A 20967-nucleotide genomic window follows, 5' to 3' on the forward strand; every position below is an offset into this window, starting at 1 on the left:
TATCTATTTATCCGTCCCAGACCGAAAAGTCGGAGACTCTGTTATTATCATCAAAGAGAATGGTAAGTCTACCTGTGTTGATTCCCCGTTTTGATGCTCCCAAATAATAATCAAACTTCTTTTCTGTCTTGGATTCAGGCTCACCCAATAGGTCAAGGATCTCTGTTTTTGTCATTCCTTTTAACAGGTGCTTCTCTAGCAAACTGCTCATCATGTTCCAACGTAAAGAAGGTTCAGATTCAGACTCAACCCAATTTTTCCATCTATCCGGTTCAAAGGATTCGTGGTCAACATTTCCCCTTAGAGCCAGTCCAATCAAGATTGCCGTTCCGAGAATCAATAGGCCATATGTAAAAACCTTTCTCAATAGTTATCGCTTGAGCGCTTCACATTTATTTATATCTAAATGCCTCTGTATCCAACAAGATAGTAATCTTTTGGAAAGCGTCCAATGTGGATCTACGCTTTGGTGAAATGGGTGCGGGGCAGTTTGCGGAGAATATCTGCCGCTTGTTCTGCGGTAATATCGCGTTGGGGATTCGCAAACATTTCGTAGCCTACCATGAATTTCTTTACCGTGGCCGACCGCAATAAAGGGGGGTAAAAAGACATATGGAAGTGCCACTCTGGGTGATTTGGCCCATCGGTTGGCGATTGATTGATCCCAGCCGAATAGGGAAAACTGGTTTCAAAAAGGTTGTCATAGAGGGTAGTCACCTCCTTGATGACCTGGGCAAAGGAGTTTCTTTGCGCATCATCCAATAGGGATATGTGGGCCAAAGGTTCTAAGGGGACAATCATGATTTCATATGGCCAGACCGCCCAATACGGTACCAAGGCAACAAAGTGGTTGTTCTGAACAACGATACGTTCCCTTACTTCGATTTCTTGCGATATGTAGACGGACAGTATGGTTTTTTGATGTTGGTCCCAATACGATGCAAAGGCATTGTTTTTTTTCTGAACTTCGGTCGGAATGGATTGCTGCGCCCATATTTGTCCATGGGGGTGGGGATTGCTACACCCCATGAGCTCGCCTTTGTTTTCAAAGATCAATACATGGTTGATGTTGGCAAGTTTCCCCAGTTCATTATATTCCTTTTGCCACAGTGCGATGACTTTTTCAATATCTTCCATTTTCATTAAGGGTAAGGTAAGGGAGTGGTCGGGTGAAAAACACACCACTTTACAAATACCGCTTTCACTCTTAGCCTGGGTCAATCCTTCTTTGAAAATCTCATTGGGTACATCGGGCAACAAAGCGGAATAATCATTTACAAAAGAATAAGGCTCGGTGTATTCCGGATTGGCGGCACCACTGGCCCTAACATTTCCCGGACACAGGTAACAAGAAGGTTCGTAAGGCTTTTGCAGCGTAGCAACGGTCTTTTCATTCTTGCCTTGCCATGGGCGTTTGGTGCGTTGTGGTGATACCAATACCCATTCGTTGGTAAGAATATTTAACCGGTAATGGGGGGTTTCATAGAGCTGCATCGGAAAGTTTTCTAAGGGTTGTGCCATTGCTTGTACGTACGGGGATGGCACCTAGGTCTATGCCAAACTCCCTTTTGTAGGCTTCCGAGATTTCTTTGATATAGTGTTCCATGTGGTCTCCGTGCACCAAATGGATGGTACAACCTCCAAATCCACCGCCCACCATCCGTGCACCCGCCACATAATCTTGTTGTTTGGCGTAGTCTACCAGAAAGTTCAGTTCGGGGCAGCTGATATCATAAAGGTTCCTGAGCCCCTCATGGCAAGCAAACAATAAGCTGCCCAAATGTTCAATATTTTTCGATTTTAAGGCCTCGGCAGCATCCAGTACCCTTTGGTTTTCCTGGACAATGAATAGGGCCCTTTGGTATTGGATGTCGGTCAACAAAGCTTTGGATGAAGTCAATAGGCCCAAGTCAACATCCCTGAGGGATGTGATGTTGGGATGTTGTTTTTGTATTTGTGCAACGGCCTCAAAACACTCGTCCTGTCTAGAATTGTACTGTCCGTCCGAAAGCTGGTGCGATATATTGGTATTCAACAGGAGCAACTGATATGGGCCCATGGATGCAGGTACATACGCATGATGCAAGTTGGAACAATCCAAAAAAATGAAGTGATCGGATTTTCCATAGACCGATGAAAATTGGTCCATGATACCACATTTGGTCCCCACAAACTCATGCTCTGCCTTTCTGGAAAGGGTAATGATCTCCAATTTTGAAAGTCCCAGTTGGAACAAGGCATTGAGCCCTGAAGCAAGCCCACATTCCAAGGCGGCCGAAGAACTTAGTCCAGATCCAATGGGAAGATCACTCTCGATTTCGCAATCAAACCCCTCAAGGGAATGTCCAAGTTTTTGTATTCCTGCGATGACGCCCAATAGGTAATTCTGCCATTCAACGGAGCTTTTTTCAATCTTTCGTAAATCAATATGTAGAGGTTCAGCATACCCTTTACTATGGATGTTACAAGTTTCCATAGTACTGTTTCTCCAGAGTCTAAAACCAATTTTTCTATCAATGGCAGCAGGAAGCACATAGCCATTGTTATAATCGGTATGTCCTCCAATTAAATTGATTCTGCCTGGAGAATCAACAACTATCTCATCCAAGATGTTGACTGAGTTACGATCCATGATGCAATGATAATAAATAAAAGTAAAAAAAACTTTTATTTTTTTCAATTACGGAAAAATTTAATGCAAATGGAACAAAATCCATCAACCAAAGGTAAATGATTCATTTTGGTATATTTGGAAAGATTTTATCAACTCACCCACAAAAAACTTGGCTGCAAATAAATATAGACCCGAACAAAGTATAGCAATCGCTGTGGATTGTATCATATTTGGCTTTGACTCCAAAGATTTGAAGCTTTTGCTGTTTCGACGTAAAACCGAACCACTCAAGGGATCTTGGTCCTTGATAGGGGAATTGATAGACAATGATATCTCTCTTGATCAGAGCGCAAAGGACATATTGTACAGGTTATCTGGATTGGAGAATGTTTTCTTGAAACAGCTAAAAACATATGGGCAGGTTGACAGAGACCCTTTGGAGCGTGTAATTTCCGTAACCTATTATAGTTTGATTCGGATTGATGAGTTTAACCTCCAATCTTTGGAGAACCACGACGCCAAGTGGTTTGATTTTGATCAAATCCCGGATTTGATCTTGGATCATGGACAAATGGTTGATGATGCTATCAAAAGCCTGCGTTCCAGTGTACGATATAATCCATTGGGCTTTGAGCTTCTTCCAGAATATTTTACGATCCAACAGTTGCAAACGCTTTATGAAAGCATTTACCGCACAGCTTTTGATCCAGGTAATTTTAGGAAAAAAATGCTTTCGCTCGATATTTTGGAAAGAACAGCTAAAAAAGACAAAACATCTTCCAAAAAGGGAGCGTTCCTATATCGTTTCAAAAAAGACAGCGTTAAACAGTTTCCGACGCAAACTGGAGATTTTGAAAGGATAAAAGAGGTTATAAAATTCTAATAGATAGAGAACTGAAGTAATAAAGGTTTGTTTTACATTTATTATTTCTATATTGGAATCTTAACGGTCCTTTGGAGATAAATTGAAATTATGGAATTTGCCAAACTGGATTTTATTGTTTTTGTCGGATACTTGGTCATACTGGCCACAATTGGTATTTGGATTTCGGTTAAGAATAGGAACCGTAATGAGAAAGAATACTTTTTAGCAGGAAAATCACTTCCGTGGTGGGCCATTGGCGGATCGTTGATTGCATCCAATATTTCTGCAGAACAATTTATTGGGATGTCCGGATCGGGCTATGTGGTGGGCATGGCAATTGCATCCTATGAGTTAATGGCAGCCCTGACCCTTATCATTGTGGCCAAGTTCTTCCTGCCCATTTTTTTGAAAAATAACATTTACACCATGCCCCAGTTTTTGGAACGGCGGTTTGATAAGCGTGTCAAAAGTACCATGGCAGTGTTTTGGGTGTTGCTTTTTGTGTTCGTGAATATTACCTCGGTCTTATACTTAGGTAGTTTGGCCCTGAAGACCATATTGGATATTGATATGGTTTATGGGGTGATAGGATTGGCGCTTTTTGCAGCTACATTTTCAATCTTTGGAGGCCTAAAAGCTGTGGTATGGACCGATGTGATTCAAGTGGTCGTGTTGGTATTTGGGGGCTTGGTCTCCAGTATTTTGGTCCTTGAGGCCTTGGGAGGGGATTTTCTAAACGGATTTATAACCTTGATGGAGAAAGCCCCAGAGAAGTTTGACATGATTTTGGACAAAGGCCACGCTGAATATAAAAACCTTCCTGGAATAAGTGTTCTTGTGGGTGGATTATGGGTGGCAAATTTGTATTACTGGGGAACCAATCAGTACATTATCCAACGTTCTTTGGGGGCAAAAAACATTAGAGAAGCCCAGAAAGGAACCATTTTTGCCGCATTTCTAAAGATTTTATTGCCTATTATCGTAGTAGTACCAGGTATTGCAGCTTATGTACTGGGTGCCGATTTGGATTTACCGGACGAAGCCTATCCTTGGGTGCTGAAAAATTACGTGGGAACAGGACTCAAAGGGTTGGCGTTTGCCGCCCTGATTTCAGCCATTGGATCTTCCCTCAGCTCAATGGTCAATAGTGCGACCACCATTTTCACCTTGGATATTTACAAACCTTTGTTCAAGGAGGAGTCAAGTAAAAAACTCGTTTTCATCGGAAAGGCATTCGCAGGCCTATCATTGCTCTTGGGTGTTATCGTTGCCCCGATGTTGGGTGGATTGGACCAAGCGTTTCAATACATTCAAGAATATACCGGCTTTATAAGCCCTGGGGTCGTGGTGGTGTTCTTGTTTGGGATGTTTTGGAAAAGGGCCTCTGCCAATGGTGCTTTTTGGACGATTGTATTTTCCATACCACTTTCCATTGTAATCAAGTATGTATTTCCTGATTTCCCTTTCATGGATCGTATGGGAGTGAGTTTTCTAGTACTTACAGCGGTATTGGTGGTCATTTCATTGATGGAGAACAAAGAAGGGGATAAAAAAGCAATCTCAATAAGTCCGGAGCTTTTTAAGACCTCTAGGGCATTCAACATATCTACTTTTATCATTATTGGAATCCTTGCCTTCCTATACGCCATCTGGTGGTAATGAACAACACTGATTAAAGCATCTTTAGAAAATTCTGGAAAGCAGCATTATCGTTGTTTTTGTTCCAGACGGCAAAAAGATTTGTTTTGATTGGAATTTTGGTAAGTTCAATAAAGCGTATGTCGTAATTGAATTCGTCTCGCAACGAGTTGGGTACAATAGAAATGCCCATGCCATTCTCTACAAGTTTAAAAATAGTGGGGCCATGAATGGAACGATGGGAAATTTGGGGAACAAAACCTTGAGCCGAGCATATATTTAGGATTTGCTGATAGTACAAAGGACTTTTTGCATTGGGGAAAAGAATAAAACGCTCCTGGGCCAACTGGCCAAGGTTTTTAAAATTAGCTTCGGTAATGGGGTGTTTGCGAGGAAGTACCAATGAAAAATTTTCTTCAAACACGGATTTGATGTTCATGTTGGAATCAATCTGATTGGAGCGCATAAAGCCAATATCCAAATCACCCTTGTCAAGGGCTTGAAGTTGCTCTTCATTGGTCAATTCTTCCAAATGTAACCGTATCTTGGGATATTCCTTTCCAAATTTCTTAAGTAATGGAGGCATGTAAAGTTGCATTGCCGAGCCTACAAAGCCAATGTGTACTTCACCTTCATGGCCATTGAGCTCCAATTGCCATCGTTCAAGTGACCTTTTTATCTGTGCATCTATCAACCGAGCTTCCCGCAAGAATAAGTGGCCGGCTCTGTTTAGGCTAACAGTCCTGTTGGTCCTATTGAACAGCCGGGTTCCCACGATTGCTTCAAGTTGTTTGATTTGTTGACTCAATGCAGACTGCGAAATATGCAGGTTCTCTGCAGCTTTTCCAAAGTGAAGGGCATCGGCCAATGCCATAAAACTTTTAATATGGTGCAGTTCTAATTGATTAATAACATTAATCATTCTATAATTAATAAGAATTGTTTGTAATCAAAAGTACATTTAATTTTGATGTGATAAAGAAAAATCATAAGCTATGAAAACGGTTGACATTGAAGGGTTAAAACAAGTATTGAAAGCCTTGATGGGGCCTTACAGGGAAAGAGTCCCAGATGTAGAGAAAATTACTGGGGCTATGATAGAAAAGGGGATGATCGATAATCAAGATGATATTGTGAACGATCATATAGCTTTTAGGACCATGGGTGTTCCCAATTTGGGAATTGCATCTTTTGAGAAGATTTTTCTGAATTATGGGTATACCAAAAAGGATTACTACTTTTTTGAAGGAAAAAAGCTGAACGCGTATTGGTATGCGCCACCGCAGCCAGAGTTTCCCAGAATATTTATTAGTGAATTGCGGGTGGAGGACTTATCAACCAGAGCACAAGAAATCATAAAGAAATATACTGGAAATATAGACAATGATCCTGTTGATGGTTTGGATTTGGATAACCCTTCGGAAGTGGGGAACTTTTTCTATAAACCATTGTGGGACTTGCCCACATTGTCCGACTTTAATACACTTGCCCAAGAAAGTGAATATGCCGCTTGGGTGATCTATAACCGGTATTACCTTAACCACTACACCATAAGCGTCCACGATTTACCAGAAGCATATAACACCATTGAAAAGTTTAATGCGTTTTTGGAATCTATTGGCGTAAAACTCAATTCTTCAGGGGGAAAGGTGAAGATCAGCGAAGATGGTTTGCTCAAGCAGAGCAGTTCCATTGCGCAAATGATTGAAGCTGATTTTGCGGGAGGTGAAACGGCCGAGATAGCCGGAAGCTACGTGGAGTTTGCCGAACGATTGCCATTACCGGGCCATGTAAAACAATCAGACCTAGTGAACTGTGCCCAACGAAGGGATGGCTTTGAATCTGCCAATGCCGACAAGATTTTTGAAAGCACTTACAGCGAGCAGACCAATGCTTTGAAAAGCCATTTACAGGATTGATGATTCGATTGTTCCGAGAGAATTTTCAAGTGAAGAACAGTGTCAAATCAGAAAAATCCAATAAGTATTTTAGGAGATAAAACCATTGTGTAATTTCGTTGACATCAATTTACTGATGTTATGATAGTTTGGGGACTGTTCCTGCTGGGAATCCTTGTCTTTTTGGCATTGGATTTAGGGGTGTTCAATAAAAACGCCCATGTTATAAGCGTTAAAGAAGCTTCACTTTGGACCACTGTCTGGGTTTCGCTTTCCTTTTTGTTTTCTGGGGTCATTTACTGGCTTTATGCCACGGATAAGATTGACAATGTAGATGCTTTGGCCCCAATGGAGGCCTCACTCAAATATATTACAGGGTATCTCATTGAGTTATCACTCAGTATAGACAATATTTTTGTGATCGCCGTGATTTTTACCTCGTTCCAAATCCCACAAAAGTATCAGCATCGTGTACTGTTCTGGGGCATTTTGGGAGCCATTGTTTTCCGCGGATTGATGATATTTTTTGGCGTGGCGCTCATCAAGAAGTTTAGTTTTACAACCTACATTTTTGGGGCTTTCTTAATTTTTACGGCCATCCGCATGCTGCGTTCCAAAGAAAAACCCTTCAATCCAAAAACCTCTGCTATCTACAAGAACTTGCGAAAGGTTATGCCAATAACTTCCCATATGGAAGGCCAAAAGTTTTTTGTCAAATTAAGACACATTACTGCGGCAACACCCCTTTTTATTGCTTTGGTGGTCATAGAATTCACGGATGTTCTCTTTGCGTTGGATAGTGTACCGGCCATATTGGCCATAACTTCAGACCCATTTTTGGTATTCAGTTCCAATATGTTCGCCATTCTTGGGTTGCGATCTATGTATTTTTTTCTGGCCAATATGTTGGATAGGTTCCATTACCTAAAGTACAGTTTGGTGGCCATACTAAGTTTTGTAGGTGTTAAGCTTCTATTGGCCCATCATTACATTTTTCCAGAATGGATGTCATTAGGGTTTATTGCACTTTCTCTGCTAGTTGGTGTTTTGGCTTCAATGAAGAAAACCAAGTAATTTTTACGGTAAGAAAATTAGAGTGCTCGAATAGAAATCCATTTCAATTGAGATTAAAAAAACCAATAAATATTGTTTTGCTTGATAAATAAAAGTTTTTTGTACTTTTATTATGCACGTAAAAAAGGGTCGATGTCAATTTTGCTCGACCCCTCAAAACAGAACAGGTATGATTCGTACAAAGACCATGGTCAGCGGCATTTTTATTCTTTGCTTTCTAGCTCTTTCCCAATTTGTGGATGCCCAAGAGAGCTCTTCGAATTTGAAGACCCAATGGGCCAGTCAACTAAATGTTGATGAGCCTTTGCCGGAGTACCCACGGCCCCAATTAAAAAGGGCTAAATGGGAAAACCTTAATGGACAATGGGACTATGGTATCACGAATCAGGCTGGTGAAGCACCTGTAACCTATGATGGGAAGATTACGGTTCCCTTTGCGGTTGAATCTTCATTATCTGGAGTCAAAAAAAGGGTAGGGGATGATGAAGTGGTCTGGTATCGTACAAAATTCCAAGTGCCAGCCTCATGGAAAAATCAAAATGTGGTATTGCATTTTGGAGCGGTGGATTGGGAAGCCACGGTTTATGTGAACGGCAAATTGGTGGGGATGCACCAAGGCGGGTATGATCCTTTTTCATTTGATGTCACCACTACCTTGAATCGTTCAGGTTGGCAAGAATTGGTGGTTAAAGTATGGGATCCCTCCAGCGACGGCACCCAGCCCAGGGGCAAGCAGGTGACAAAACCCAGCGGCATATGGTATACCCCGGTTACGGGAATATGGCAAACCGTTTGGATGGAACCCGTTCCCAAACAATCCATTCAACATATAAAGACTACCCCCGATATTGATCAGGGCAGATTGATGGTAAAGACCGTGGGCAACGGACAGCTTGGAGACGGGTATTCGGTGCAGCTTACGGCACTTGATGGCGGCACTACGGTAGCTTCCGCCAAGGGTTCCGTTGGGCAAGATGTGACGCTGAATATCAAGGACGCCAAACTATGGTCGCCGGACAATCCATTTTTGTATGACTTAAAAGTCGCCTTGTTGCGCAATGGCAAAAAAGTGGACGAGGTGGAAAGCTATTTTGGCATGCGAAAGATTTCTGCGGTAAAGGATGCCAATGGTCATATGCGAATGGCCCTGAATAATCAAGTACTTTTCCAATACGGCACCTTGGACCAAGGCTGGTGGCCCGATGGTCTGTACACGGCCCCTTCGGATGAAGCCTTGGCCTATGACATTGAGGTGACCAAAAAACTGGGATTCAATACCATCAGAAAACATGTGAAGGTGGAGCCTGCCAGATGGTACTACCATTGCGACCGATTGGGCATGTTGGTATGGCAGGATATGCCCAATGGCGATAAAAGTGCCGATTGGAGAGGGCCATCCGGCTATGACGGAAGGGAAATGGAGCGAAGCGCACAATCGGCCCATCAATTTTATAAGGAATGGAAAGCGATCATGGACGCCAATCACAACAACCCCTCTATAGTCATGTGGGTGCCTTTCAATGAGGCATGGGGGCAGTTCAATACGGTTGAGGTCATCAATTGGACCATGGAATATGACCCCTCCCGCTTGGTCAATGGACCCAGTGGAGGGAATTTCTTCGCGGCCGGCCATACCGTGGATGAACACAGGTACCCCGGACCGTCCATGCCCCAAAGAAACCTTCATGCCCCGGACATCATCAACGGAAGGATCCTTTTATTGGGTGAATTTGGCGGATTGGGATTGCCATTGGAAGGACATTTGTGGCAAAAGGACAAAAACTGGGGGTATAGAAACCTTACCGGAAGGGACGAACTGCTGAACTCGTACAAAGAGCTGTTGGTCAAAATCCCTGCCTTGATCAAGGACGGACTTTCTGCGGCCATCTATACCCAGACCACGGATGTTGAAGGCGAGGTAAATGGTCTTATGACCTATGACAGGGCCATTATCAAAATGGATGTGGATGAAGTGCACAAAGCCAATACAGCCTTGTACAAAAACTAGGGGCCATGAAAAGAATATTTCATTTAATAGTAGTTTCTTTACTCCTTTTTAGCTGCGTGAAACCTCAAGAAAAGACCATAAAACGGATAGACAAGAAAAATTTCGAGAAGATTGTAGATGGCAAGCCAGTCAGCCTTTACGTTCTTGAAAACGAGCAGGGTACAGTGGCCGAGATTACCAATTATGGCGGTAAGGTCGTTTCCTTGTGGTTGCCCGATAAGTCTGGTAATTATGAGGACGTGGTCCTTGGCCATGAAAACATCGATGATTTCCTCAATGCCAAGGAGAAATATTTTGGAGCCTTAATTGGGCGGTATGGCAATCGGATTGCTCATGGAAAGTTTACCTTGGATGGCAAGGAGTACACCTTGGCCACCAATAATGGGGCCAATTCCCTTCATGGGGGAAACAAGGGTTTTGATGCCGTGGTATGGGATGCCAAACAAGTGGATGCACAGACCTTGGAGCTGACTTATCTCTCCAAAGATGGGGAAGAAGGGTATCCGGGGAATCTATCGGTACGGGTGTTGTACCAATTGACGGATGCCAATGAACTCAAAATAGAATATTGGGCCACTGCGGACCAAAGCACCGTGGTGAACCTCACCCACCATTCGTTCTTTAACCTGCATGGTGCGGGCAATGGTACGATCAATGATCATCTCCTACAGATACAGGCGGCACATTATACACCCGTGGATGCGGGATTGATTCCGACTGGGGAGATCGCAGCCGTGGAAGGCACTCCGTTCGATTTTCAGGAATCAAAGCCCATTGGGGCGGAATTGGAGGTCAAAAACCAACAGTTGGACTACGGCATGGGATACGACCATAATTTTGTGCTTGAGCAAAACGGCGAAGGCTTCAACTATGCGGCCAAGGTGGTGGAACCCAATTCAGGCAGGGCCATGGAAGTATACACCAATGAGCCCGGGATGCAGTTTTATGGAGGTAACTTTTTGGACGGTTCCATTGTGGGCAAGGAGGGTAAGGCCTATGAATTTAGGACGGCATTTTGTTTGGAGACCCAACATTTTCCGGATAGTCCCAACCAACCCAATTTTCCCTCCACCCGATTGGACCCGGGAGAGGAATATTATTCCATTTGCCTATATAAATTCTCCGTGGAATAATACGCTCTATTCGGTTATCAAAAAGGTATAGTCGCCTGCAGTAAGGGGAATTTCGTATGCCCCTTCTTGGGTTGGTTCCATGGATTTTCCGTTCATGGTGATGTGCTCACCGTGTAGTACCACGGTGGCCGTGCTATTGGGTGGGATTGTACAGGAATATGCTACCTGTTCCCCCTTTCTTTCCCATTGGGAAACAATCAATCCATAACGGCTTTGGAACTCCGCTTCAAAATCGGTAAGGCCCTCCACAAAGTTGGGTTTTAGGGTGAAATCTTTGAATCCGGGAGAGTCCTCATTGGGCAAAATGCCCCCGATTTCCTTGTAGAACCAAGCGCTGATGGCCCCGAACATGATATGGTTCCGGGAAAGGTCCGAAGACGCATCAATGTCCCAGTTTTCATAGAGGGTGGTGGCCCCGTTCTTGATCCACCATCCCCATGAGGGATAGGTTTCCTGCGAGGCGAGGACAAAGGCCAGGTCTGCGTGGCCATTTTGACTCAAGGCCCCCAAAATGGTCTTTGTGCCCAACAGTCCCACATCAATATGATTGGTTTTTTTGACTTCTTCGGCCAGTTGGTCCGCCACTTTTTGTTTCAGCGAGTCCGGGACAATGCCCCAATACAAGGGGGCACTCAGCTCCGTTTGAAAACCACTGCCGTACAGACCCGTTTCTGGGTTTAAATATTTGGTGTTGATGGCATTTTTGATGTTTTCGGCCAGCGTTGCATAATGTTGATAATCCTCTTCCCTACCAAAATGTTGGGCCGTTTTGGCCAAGATGGTGGCATCTACATAATAGTAAATGGATGAGGTGAATTCCTTGGGCGTAACCGATTTTACGGGAACCCAATCCCCAAGGCCCCAATCCGTGAGTCCACCCTCATAACTCATCGATGTGATATGGTCCACATATTTTTTTAAGGGTCCGTACATCTCGTGCAAAGCACGGTCATCCCCATAAAACTGGTACAGCTCCCAAGGAATAATGGCAATGGTACTGGTCCAATCCGGGCCGTTGCCCCAATCGTAGCCCCATCCGCCCCAAGTGGGAATAATGGAGGGGAGCACCCCGTTTTCCTGCTGTTCGTCCCTGTGGTCGTCCATCCATTTTTCATAGACGCCCAGAGCATCAAAATTATAGAGCCCGGTTTCTATGTTGATGTGCGCATCGCCCGTCCAACCGTTCTTTTCGCGTTGCGGGCAGTCCGTGGGGTAGCCCACCAGATTGGATAGGTAACTGGCATTGGTGGCCTCCCATATTTTGTTGATGGTCTCGTTGGAGGTGTGGATCTTCCCAATGGGTTTCACATCGCTATGGATAAAATGGGCCGTGATGTCCTCCAAGGACAGGTCAATGGGCTTGGTGCTCTGGACCTCCACATATTGGAAACCTTTGTAATTGAAGCGTGGTCTGAACATTTCCTCATCGCCACCCTTAAGGGTGTAGATATCCGTTTGGAAAGGGTCCAAGCTGTCTTTTGGGCGGTAATGCACAATGATGTTGGACAGGTCCAGATTGCCCAGACTGTCCAGTTGTTCGGCGTGCGTCACGCGGATTTCCGTGCCTTTTTCTCCTTTCAGGGCCAGTTCGGTGACCCCGGAAATGTTTCGGCCCAAATCAAAAATATAGCGTAGGTCGCTCCGTTTGTCCATGCTGGCGAAGGACAGTTTTTTTCCGGTGATGGCAGGGAGGGATTGTGCCGTGATCTGCTCCGAGGGCGCTTTGGTCACCAAGGCGTTTTTCCATTGGGAATCATCAAATCCTGCGGTGTTCCAGCCCGGAAGTTCCAGTCGGGCGTCGTAGTGTTCTGCCGTATAGATGCTATTGAACACCACCGGGCCCAAGGCGGTTTTCCATGTGTCGTCTGTACCTAATACTTCGGTGGTGCCATCGGCGTACCACACTTTTAGGTCCATCAGAAAACGGGGCCGGTTGCGCCATCCCGCTTCGTGAAAGTTCCAGACCGCGGTGGATTGATGGTTGTACCACCCATTCCCCAACAACACCCCAATGGCCACTTCACCTTCCTGAAAAAAGGGAGTGACATCATGGGTCACATAGAGGTTGCGACGGTCAAAACGGGTGTAAATGGGGTTCAACCAATGGTCGTCCACCTTTTGTCCGTTCAGGTAGAGTTCGTACAGTCCGGCGGTGGTGATATAGGCCCGTGCCTTGACCACTTTCTTTTCGGGTGCGAATTCCTTTCTAAAATAGGGGGCAGGTTTTAGGTCCATGTCCTCCACATCGGTAATCCAAGTCCCTTTCCAGTCGGAAGTTGCCATGAGCCCTGTTTCAAAAGAGGAAACGGTGATGTCGCTCTGGCGGCCATCGTCCGCAGTGATCTGCACGCCCCAATAGTATTTGGTATGCGCTTGGAGCGGTTTTCCGTCATAGGTCGACAGCATGTTGTCCGATGCGCTGTGCTTTTCCCACAGGCCGCCCTTGCCTTGGGCCACGGCTGCAGAATCCACATCCACATACATATGGAATTCCTGCTGATGTTTCACGGGCTGGTCCCCTGCGGCAATCCGCCATGAAAACCGGGGATGGTCGGTATCCAACCCCAAAGGCTCTTCCATATGCTCGGTGCGAAGGTCTGTTAACGCAATGGGGCTCTTTTTTGGGGTGCAGTGGATAAGGATGGTGGTGGAAATCAGGGTAAGCAATGGCAATCTAAGCATGGTCGGGTTTTTGGTCTGTGCTAAAATTACGGGAACGGATCGGTAAAACGACAGCTTGCCCGCTTTTTTCATAAAAAAGAGGGTTTCTTAAAAAACCTGATTAATTTTGCAGCCTCGGAGGGATTTTCTGATGTATCCCTTTGTTAAAATGATCTGCGGTATGATTGCGACAATATGTAGAAAGGCCCATTTCAATGCAGCGCACCGGCTCCACAATCCCAAATGGAGCCAAGAGAAGAACATTGCCGTGTTTGGCAAATGCAACAGCCCCAACTATCACGGGCACAATTTTGACCTTGAGGTGCGGATCAGGGGAGAGGTGGACCCGGACACGGGCTTTGTGATGGACCTGGCCGTGCTGGGCGAATTGATCCGGGCGGAAGTGGAGGAACGCTTTGACCATAAGAACCTGAACGAGGACTGCCCCGAGTTTGCGGACCTGCTGCCCACCACGGAGTATTTTGTGAAGGTGATCTACGATATTTTAAAGCCCAAACTGGCCCAAGGCCAATTGTTGCACATTACCCTGCACGAAACGCAAAAGAATTCTGCGGAATATGGGGATTGGTAACAATTTTTCCGATATTGCACCGCTTTTTAATGGGATATTAGCTCAGTTGGTTTAGAGCGCTGCCTTGACAGGGCAGAGGTCACTGGTTCGAATCCAGTATATCCCACTTTCTTTGGCCCCTTGGCCGTTACCGCCCGATGTTCTTCGGGTATTTTTTTACTCGTATTCCGCGATCTTGTCCCGTAATTTTAGGTTGTCCCGTACCAAATGCTCGTTGCGCAGTTGTAGGCGGTCCATTGCTTTTTGAAGGATCTGGAGGCTCTCCAACTGTAGGCCTATGATCTGTTCCAGGTCGGATTTGTTGAATTCTTTTGCCATATCACATATTGATTGTATTTGGGTGGAAATTAATTTTTATCAAAATACAATAAATTATTATTTCATGAAAAATAAATTTTACTGTAAGGAAAGAAATTTGCATCAAACCGCAAGTTGATGAAGGCGAAATGATTTTTAGTCTAATTATATTAGTACAGCACGGCAATTTAATTGCATTATGGATAAAGTAAATTACAACAGAATCAAAGCGGTTTTAGCGGAGGAAAATGTGGCGTCCAAAGAATTGGCCAAACATCTTGATAGGACAGAGTCAACAGTTTCTAGATGGTGCACCAATGATGTGCAACCTTCGGTGGAAGTGTTGTATCAAATCGCAAAATTTCTAGATGTGGATATTAGGGAACTTCTGGTCTCGACCAAATAAGGTTTGATGAACTATTGTTAAAAACCAAATATAAGGTGAATCAAAACTGGAGGATAGCCAACAAAGCATTGGGAGTAATCGAAATCCTAATAGGTCTTACGGTTATGATATTATCAATTTATAGTTGGCGTTTGATTCTAACTATTCTGGAAGATCAAGGATTGACATGGGAAAGAATATCCTTTATTAAGTTAATTAAGCGGGCTCATTTTGTTTTTTTGCTAGGGTTACTTGGATTTGTGTCTGGTGTCCTTTTGCTGAAAGGAAAACGTTGGGGATGGATTACAAGTATGGCAAGTTTGGTTTTATATCCAATTGCGATGATTCTAATATTGATGGACCGAAATAAGGAAGGGCTGGAACCGTTGGAAGACCGAGGAGATTTTTTTCTTACTGGAATTGTTCTGATTGCATTTCTAGCTTTGATCTTTCTTTTGGCCCTCAAGCCGATAAAAGTTTTTTACAGTATTAAAATTCGTGATTGGGTTATTGCCGGAGTAATAGTCTTATTGTTCACGATTGATAAATTGATTATCAATTAAAAATGGGATAATCTAGATTTTAACAACAAAATCAAAAACAACAGTGAAACGGATACGACAGATTATTCTCGGTTTTTTTGGGTTAATTCTTGTCGGCGTAGTGGTTTTAATTTGGGTGCTTCAAGTCAACGGAATTAAAGTGTTCAGTTCTGAGAAGCCCAAATACCAACCATTGGTATCTAAAGAAGATGAAAGAACTCCAGAGTTTGAACAAGGGTTGGATATTTTTCTAAATGATTGTGGCCAGTGCCATGTAACTAAAGGCAAGCTTCATAATTATTTGGATGGAATAGTAGTTAAATTAGGGGAAGAATATCTGAGACTATACCTCACCAAGCAGGATTCACTTATTGAAAATGGGGACAAATTAGCGTTATCAATAAAGAAAGAATGGGGAAATCAATCAAATAACCATAATTTCAGCTATTCTGAAAAGGAATTAGATTTTCTTATGGAGTATTTGAAGTAACCTAGTATGGCAATAGCTAAAAGTCCAAATAAATCTGTGGAACAATTGAAACGATCATTGGCGGAATTTCTAGATGTGGATGTATTTTATATTTATATAAACAAGTTGTGTTTAATTTAAAAAATGAGGAGACGAATATCAACGAATAAAAGAAGTTGGAAATATGTACCAATCATTATCGGAATTTTAATGATTGGAATGATTATTAAAATTTTAACTGAAAATAAAAATGGCATTCTAGCAATCGGAATATTGACTTTGTTTGTTCTCCTTCTTACTGGATTATATTTTGTTTTTGATAGAGCAAAATCAATCGAATTTGATAATGAACACTTATTCATTTCATCAAAAAATTCCGAAGAAAGAATATCATTTAAAAATATTAGAAAAATAAAAAAGACGATTGCGGAAATTAATGACCGAGATATTTGGAAAATATATTATCGAGATAAAAATAATATAGAAACATCCATTAGAGTATGGCCTCGATGGAATTCTAAATACTTCGAAGAATTTAAAATTACAGCGCTGGATAGAAACAATGAAATAGAAATACAAAGCTGAATAAAAAACTACACCAACAATGGCTATAATTCATTGCAAGAACACAAAGCCCCATAGCTGAGAGCGTTGGTAAAGTTCAAATAAACAATGTTGGAAAAATAGAAAGGATAAATGGCGGAATTTCTAGATGCGGATGTATTTTATATTTATATAAACAAGTTGTAACCAATATTGACAAACGCCTATGGGAACTTGGGGAACTGGAATTTCTTCAAATGACGTTTATGAAGACATCAATTATGAATTCTTTGAATTATACAATCAAGGAATGGAAGTTCCTGCCATTACGGAAAAGTTAATCAAGGAAAATAAAGAACTGATTGAATCTCATGAAGACCAAAATAATTTTTGGATTACCATAGCAAAATCGCAATGGGAATGTAAGGCTCTTGACGCGAAAATCTACAATAGAATTAAAGACATTGTGGAATCCGAAAAGGATATTGAATTGTGGAAAGGACTTGAAGCCTCGAAATCGGATTTGACAAAGAGGAGAAAAGTATTGTACAACTTCCTCGAAAAAATATCAACTGAAAAGAAAACTGCTCAAAAAAGAAAAGTTAAAAAAACAAGAGATGCAATTTTCGAAAAAGGAGATTGTTTGGCCTTTAAATTAAGCGATGGAGATTACTGTGGAGCTTTCGTACTTGAATCAGAAAAAGGGTCTGAATTCGGACTTAATTTAATTGCTTTAACTGATATAAAAATATCGGACAAACCAACCGAACAGGACTTTGAAAAAGCCAATATTTTGTTTGCACTTGAACAGCAAATTAGCAAAGAGTTTACGCCAAAAGAACAAATAAGTTGGTATTACGCACAGCACTACAAAAACTCCGAAACGAACTTTGAAAAAGTTGGAAATTTAAAAGTAATACCGACTTATCGTTCAGATAAAGACTATCAGAGTTTCTCGAATTGGGATAATTTAAAAATACATCAAGACGATTATCATTCTCAATCATATGAATATAGAAGTGAAAAAAGAGTGCAACTAAATAAATTGAGAAAAAAATACTGGTTACAACAATGGCTATAAACAATTGCAGGTACACAAAAATTCATAGTCGAGAGTGTTGGTAAAGTTCAATTAAACTAGTTGAAATAGTATGAGTCCAGATGTGCCCATAATAGTTTTAATACTTGCTATTCCGACATATTTCATGTGCAAATGGACTCTGCGAAAACTCAAAATCGGTAATGACGAAAACCGAAAATTCATTGCAATACTCCCAACGTTAATCCTCAGTCCAATTGTTTACATCGGACTCATTGCTATTTGGATTATTTCAATTTCGTATTATCCCAATAAAGATTTTGAAAGGAGCAAATGGAAATTAAATGTTGAGGAAAGGTATGAGATGTCAAGTGACATTATTGAATCGAATATTTTAATTGGGAAGACCAAAGAAGAAATTACGGAATTGCTTGGACCTGATTTTTATTCACATGGAGAAAATCATATTTCGTATGAACTTGGTCATGTTCCAGGCCTTTTTAATATCGACCCGGATTATTTGGACATTTATTTTGAGAATGGAGTGGTCAATAAAGTGCAACAGCATGGAGGGTAATCCAATTAACAAAAGGAAGTTTTCCAATTAGAATGGTAACTTCTACAAGTTCAAATAAATGATTCTCCCTAAGATTAAAGATTTAGGGTTCAGGGTATTTTAAATGACATGCAAAGAAAGAAATGAGTAGGGTAAAAAACTTTTTAGAGGGGTTGGATGATCATGAATTGGCCTATTTCGCCAAATTCAAGCTTCCTACATATATGAAAGTTACTCAATCGGAAATCAAGGAGTATTTGGTAGAAAGAAACCTGAACGAGTCAAAGGTTGACCGATTGATTTCGGAAAATCCAAAATCCAAATTAGATGATGACCGAGAAAGGTGCCCAAGATGCTATTCGGACAAAATTAGAAAGGATAAGGTGGAGTGGACCAATACTGGCGGTGGAATAGGTATTGAAGATGAAGTTGCAACGTGGGACGGATTTGGAGGTAGGGCAACCTATAAAAATGAAGTGATATGCAATGTCTGTGGGTTTTGGTTGGAAGACCCCAATCAGGAAAGGCCATTGCCCACATCAAAGAAAGCATTATATGTAATCTGGGATTTTGTACTGGGAGTGTTACGGCATTAAAAGGCAGTACATTTTTAAAATCAATTTTAAATAAACGATAAAGACAAGTTAGGCGCAATTTTAAATTTAAATGAACAAATTAGACTACAGCATATCATTGAGGGCAAAAGGTCTTGGCGCGGAGGAGATAAAAAAGAAAATGGAAGAGAAGGGGTTTGATGATTCTGAAATACAGTATTATTTGAAAAAATCAGATGAAATATTTCTAGATCAGTCCATTCACTATAAAGGATTTAAGTCAAGAGGGACAAACAAAAACACCCTTAGAATGATATCCCTGGTCCTTACTCTTTTGCTCTTGTTCAGTGTGTTTTTTGGTTATGTAAGGATAGGTTTGCTGGGGCTGGTTATTTTATGGAGTATAGTTGGAATTGTTACACGCAGATCATAATGGAATTGTTCAATTAAACGATGAAGAGTATCATTAAAGTTCTATTAAGCATACCTTCCATTATCGGACTAGCTTATTTGTGGACCTTCATTGATCCTAAATCGATTGCTTGGTTTTCAAATAACTTGGTATCCTACGAGTATCAAAGTCCAATAGTAAATAGTTTGATATTGATTCAGCTAGTGTTTTTATTATATCGGTTATGGAGCTATAAAAACATTGAAAAGGAGAAAAAATCAGCATGGACTTTCTTATTGATTGCATTCAATGTTGTTACCAGTCTTATTTATATCTGGCAAAAGGATGACCAATTTGAATCAATGAATCAAAAAACGATCCAAGGGTAATAATTTCAACCAACGATAGATTTAGAGTAACTCCAACACCCGTTCCAAGACCATGCCCCGTGATCCCTTGATCAACAAGGTGCCCTTGGGCAAGGGGTTTTTGGCCAGATGTTGCTTTAGGTCATCAAACGATCGGTATTTGTTCAAAGTGGTCGTGGTGCCAAAGAAGTTTTCGCCCACCAGATACACGGTGCCAAAATCCAGCCCAGCGGCCAGATCGGCAATGGCCTGGTGTTCTTCCGCGGCCGTTTGGCCCAGTTCAAACATATCCCCAATGATCAACACCTTGTTTGGGGCCTCCATCAGGTTAAAATTCTCCAAGGCTGCCCGCATGCTGGTAGGGTTGGCGTTGTAGGCATCCAAAATAATATGGTGGCCGTTCTTTTCCATGATCTGCGAGCGGTTGTTCTGCGGGGCGTAGGCTTCCAAGGCCGCCTTGATGTCCTCCAATGGCACATTAAAATATTTGCCCATCACAATGGCGGCACAGCAATTGGGGAAGTTGTATTTTCCAATGAGTTGGGTCTCCATTTGGGTACCTTCGGCCTCCAAGACCACATAGGGGTTGGCCCCTATATATTGGATGTTGTAGTACTGGTGGTCTTCCGTGCTAAAGCCCATCTTTTTTACGTAGCTGCCCAGTTTTTCCGCTTGTATGGGGTCATCGGCATTCATGAAAATATATTTGTCGTGGGCCATTAAATGGTCGTACAGTTCACTTTTTCCCTCGATTACGCCCTCCACGCTGCCAAAACCCTCGAGGTGGGCCTTTCCAAAATTGGTGATGTAGCCAAAATCCGGCTGGGCAATGTTACTCAAAAAAGCGATTTCCTTTTTGTGGTTGGCGCCCATTTCCACAATGGCAATCTCTGTATCCTTCGTAATGGACAAGAGCGTTAGGGGCACACCAATATGGTTGTTCAGGTTGCCCTGGGTGGCAATGGTCCTATACGTTTTGGAGAGCACGGCATTGATGAGTTCCTTGGTCGTGGTCTTGCCATTGCTCCCGGTAAGCCCAATGATGCGGGCCTTGCTTTGCTTTCGGTGATAAAGGGCCAGTTCTTGGAGGGTTTCCAATACGTTCTGGCAGAGGATATATTGGCCGGAGGCGTTGTACTCCTCCTCGTCAATTATGGCGTAGGCGGCTCCTTTTTCCAAGGCATCCTTGGCAAAGGCATTGCCGTTGAAGTTGGGTCCCTTGAGCGCGAAGAACAGGCAGTCTTTGGTGATTTTTCGCGTGTCCGTACAGATAACGGGATGCTCCAAAAAGAGCTCATGAAGCTGTTTCATTGTCATAAATCGAAGATAAAAAAAAGCCC

At 42.5% G+C, this 20967-nt stretch carries 22 protein-coding genes and 1 tRNA gene; 16 read left to right on the forward strand and 7 right to left on the reverse strand.

Annotated elements, in window-relative coordinates; translation table 11 throughout:
- Positions 1-7: 7 nt before the first annotated feature.
- The 3 genes from ACP14V_RS03270 to galK form a co-directional block, all read right to left on the reverse strand.
- On the reverse strand, positions 8-367 hold the full coding sequence (locus ACP14V_RS03270) for a hypothetical protein (RefSeq protein ID WP_272609335.1): 360 nt from the start codon (positions 365-367) through the stop codon (positions 8-10).
- A gap of 92 nt (positions 368-459) precedes the next feature.
- Positions 460-1494 (reverse strand): UDP-glucose--hexose-1-phosphate uridylyltransferase, encoded by a 1035-nt coding sequence (locus tag ACP14V_RS03275; protein ID WP_424987833.1) that lies wholly within the window; start codon positions 1492-1494, stop codon positions 460-462.
- Entirely contained in the window at positions 1481-2632 is a 1152-nt protein-coding gene (gene galK / locus ACP14V_RS03280; protein ID WP_272609337.1) for a galactokinase, read from the reverse strand. Before galK ends, ACP14V_RS03275 begins: the two co-directional genes overlap by 14 nt.
- A gap of 151 nt (positions 2633-2783) precedes the next feature.
- Between galK and ACP14V_RS03285 the strand changes: the two genes are divergently transcribed.
- Positions 2784-3497: an NUDIX hydrolase gene (locus ACP14V_RS03285; protein ID WP_272609338.1), complete on the forward strand. Its 714-nt coding sequence runs from the start codon at positions 2784-2786 to the stop codon at positions 3495-3497.
- A 90-nt stretch (positions 3498-3587) separates the two neighbouring features.
- Positions 3588-5138, forward strand: a complete 1551-nt coding sequence (locus ACP14V_RS03290; RefSeq protein ID WP_272609339.1) for a sodium/sugar symporter — start codon at positions 3588-3590, stop codon at positions 5136-5138.
- Between the two features lie 13 nt (positions 5139-5151).
- On the opposite strand, the gene ACP14V_RS03295 is transcribed toward ACP14V_RS03290, so the two are convergent.
- A complete protein-coding gene (locus tag ACP14V_RS03295) occupies positions 5152-6039 on the reverse strand; it encodes a LysR family transcriptional regulator (protein ID WP_272609340.1) in 888 nt (295 codons plus the stop codon).
- 73 nt (positions 6040-6112) lie between these two features.
- Here ACP14V_RS03295 and ACP14V_RS03300 point away from each other — a divergent pair, with 73 nt between their 5' ends.
- From ACP14V_RS03300 to ACP14V_RS03315, 4 genes are all read left to right on the forward strand, one after another.
- A complete protein-coding gene (locus ACP14V_RS03300; protein WP_272609341.1) occupies positions 6113-7036 on the forward strand; it encodes a DUF1338 domain-containing protein in 924 nt (307 codons plus the stop codon).
- A gap of 120 nt (positions 7037-7156) precedes the next feature.
- A complete protein-coding gene (locus tag ACP14V_RS03305; RefSeq protein ID WP_272609342.1) occupies positions 7157-8089 on the forward strand; it encodes a TerC family protein in 933 nt (310 codons plus the stop codon).
- 169 nt (positions 8090-8258) lie between these two features.
- Complete coding sequence (locus ACP14V_RS03310; protein WP_272609343.1) at positions 8259-10097, forward strand: glycoside hydrolase family 2 protein; 1839 nt, start codon at positions 8259-8261, stop codon at positions 10095-10097.
- Between the two features lie 5 nt (positions 10098-10102).
- Positions 10103-11230 (forward strand): aldose epimerase family protein, encoded by a 1128-nt coding sequence (locus tag ACP14V_RS03315; protein ID WP_272609344.1) that lies wholly within the window; start codon positions 10103-10105, stop codon positions 11228-11230.
- 6 nt (positions 11231-11236) lie between these two features.
- Here ACP14V_RS03315 and ACP14V_RS03320 read toward each other — a convergent pair whose 3' ends face one another.
- Positions 11237-13984 carry an alpha-L-rhamnosidase gene (locus tag ACP14V_RS03320; protein ID WP_272609345.1) on the reverse strand — a complete coding sequence of 916 codons (2748 nt, stop codon included), beginning with the start codon at positions 13982-13984 and terminating at the stop codon, positions 11237-11239.
- Between the two features lie 88 nt (positions 13985-14072).
- Between ACP14V_RS03320 and ACP14V_RS03325 the strand changes: the two genes are divergently transcribed.
- Together ACP14V_RS03325 and ACP14V_RS03330 are read left to right on the forward strand one after the other, a co-directional pair.
- Positions 14073-14483 carry a 6-carboxytetrahydropterin synthase gene (locus ACP14V_RS03325; protein ID WP_272609346.1) on the forward strand — a complete coding sequence of 137 codons (411 nt, stop codon included), beginning with the start codon at positions 14073-14075 and terminating at the stop codon, positions 14481-14483.
- Between the two features lie 31 nt (positions 14484-14514).
- A tRNA-Val gene (locus tag ACP14V_RS03330) sits at positions 14515-14589 on the forward strand.
- A gap of 50 nt (positions 14590-14639) precedes the next feature.
- On the opposite strand, the gene ACP14V_RS03335 is transcribed toward ACP14V_RS03330, so the two are convergent.
- Positions 14640-14801 (reverse strand): hypothetical protein, encoded by a 162-nt coding sequence (locus tag ACP14V_RS03335; RefSeq protein ID WP_272609347.1) that lies wholly within the window; start codon positions 14799-14801, stop codon positions 14640-14642.
- Between the two features lie 178 nt (positions 14802-14979).
- Here ACP14V_RS03335 and ACP14V_RS03340 point away from each other — a divergent pair, with 178 nt between their 5' ends.
- The 8 genes from ACP14V_RS03340 (at position 14980) to ACP14V_RS03375 (ending at position 19301) form a co-directional block, all read left to right on the forward strand.
- On the forward strand, positions 14980-15186 hold the full coding sequence (locus ACP14V_RS03340) for a helix-turn-helix transcriptional regulator (protein WP_272609348.1): 207 nt from the start codon (positions 14980-14982) through the stop codon (positions 15184-15186).
- A gap of 35 nt (positions 15187-15221) precedes the next feature.
- Entirely contained in the window at positions 15222-15728 is a 507-nt protein-coding gene (locus ACP14V_RS03345) for a hypothetical protein (RefSeq protein ID WP_272609349.1), read from the forward strand.
- Between the two features lie 43 nt (positions 15729-15771).
- Positions 15772-16197 carry a hypothetical protein gene (locus ACP14V_RS03350; RefSeq protein WP_272609350.1) on the forward strand — a complete coding sequence of 142 codons (426 nt, stop codon included), beginning with the start codon at positions 15772-15774 and terminating at the stop codon, positions 16195-16197.
- Between the two features lie 123 nt (positions 16198-16320).
- Positions 16321-16761: a hypothetical protein gene (locus ACP14V_RS03355; RefSeq protein WP_272609351.1), complete on the forward strand. Its 441-nt coding sequence runs from the start codon at positions 16321-16323 to the stop codon at positions 16759-16761.
- Positions 16762-16945: 184 nt separating this feature from the next.
- A complete protein-coding gene (locus ACP14V_RS03360; protein ID WP_272609352.1) occupies positions 16946-17800 on the forward strand; it encodes a hypothetical protein in 855 nt (284 codons plus the stop codon).
- A 70-nt stretch (positions 17801-17870) separates the two neighbouring features.
- A complete protein-coding gene (locus tag ACP14V_RS03365) occupies positions 17871-18335 on the forward strand; it encodes a hypothetical protein (protein WP_272609353.1) in 465 nt (154 codons plus the stop codon).
- Between the two features lie 122 nt (positions 18336-18457).
- On the forward strand, positions 18458-18910 hold the full coding sequence (locus ACP14V_RS03370) for a hypothetical protein (protein WP_272609354.1): 453 nt from the start codon (positions 18458-18460) through the stop codon (positions 18908-18910).
- 70 nt (positions 18911-18980) lie between these two features.
- Positions 18981-19301, forward strand: coding sequence for a hypothetical protein (locus ACP14V_RS03375; RefSeq protein WP_272609355.1), 321 nt, complete (start codon positions 18981-18983; stop codon positions 19299-19301).
- A gap of 368 nt (positions 19302-19669) precedes the next feature.
- Here the strand turns inward: ACP14V_RS03375 and ACP14V_RS03380 are convergent, their stop codons facing one another.
- On the reverse strand, positions 19670-20944 hold the full coding sequence (locus tag ACP14V_RS03380) for a UDP-N-acetylmuramoyl-tripeptide--D-alanyl-D-alanine ligase (RefSeq protein WP_272609356.1): 1275 nt from the start codon (positions 20942-20944) through the stop codon (positions 19670-19672).
- Positions 20945-20967 lie beyond the last annotated feature (23 nt).

This window comes from Flagellimonas alvinocaridis (assembly GCF_965248585.1).
GTDB classification, from domain to species: domain Bacteria; phylum Bacteroidota; class Bacteroidia; order Flavobacteriales; family Flavobacteriaceae; genus Flagellimonas; species Flagellimonas alvinocaridis.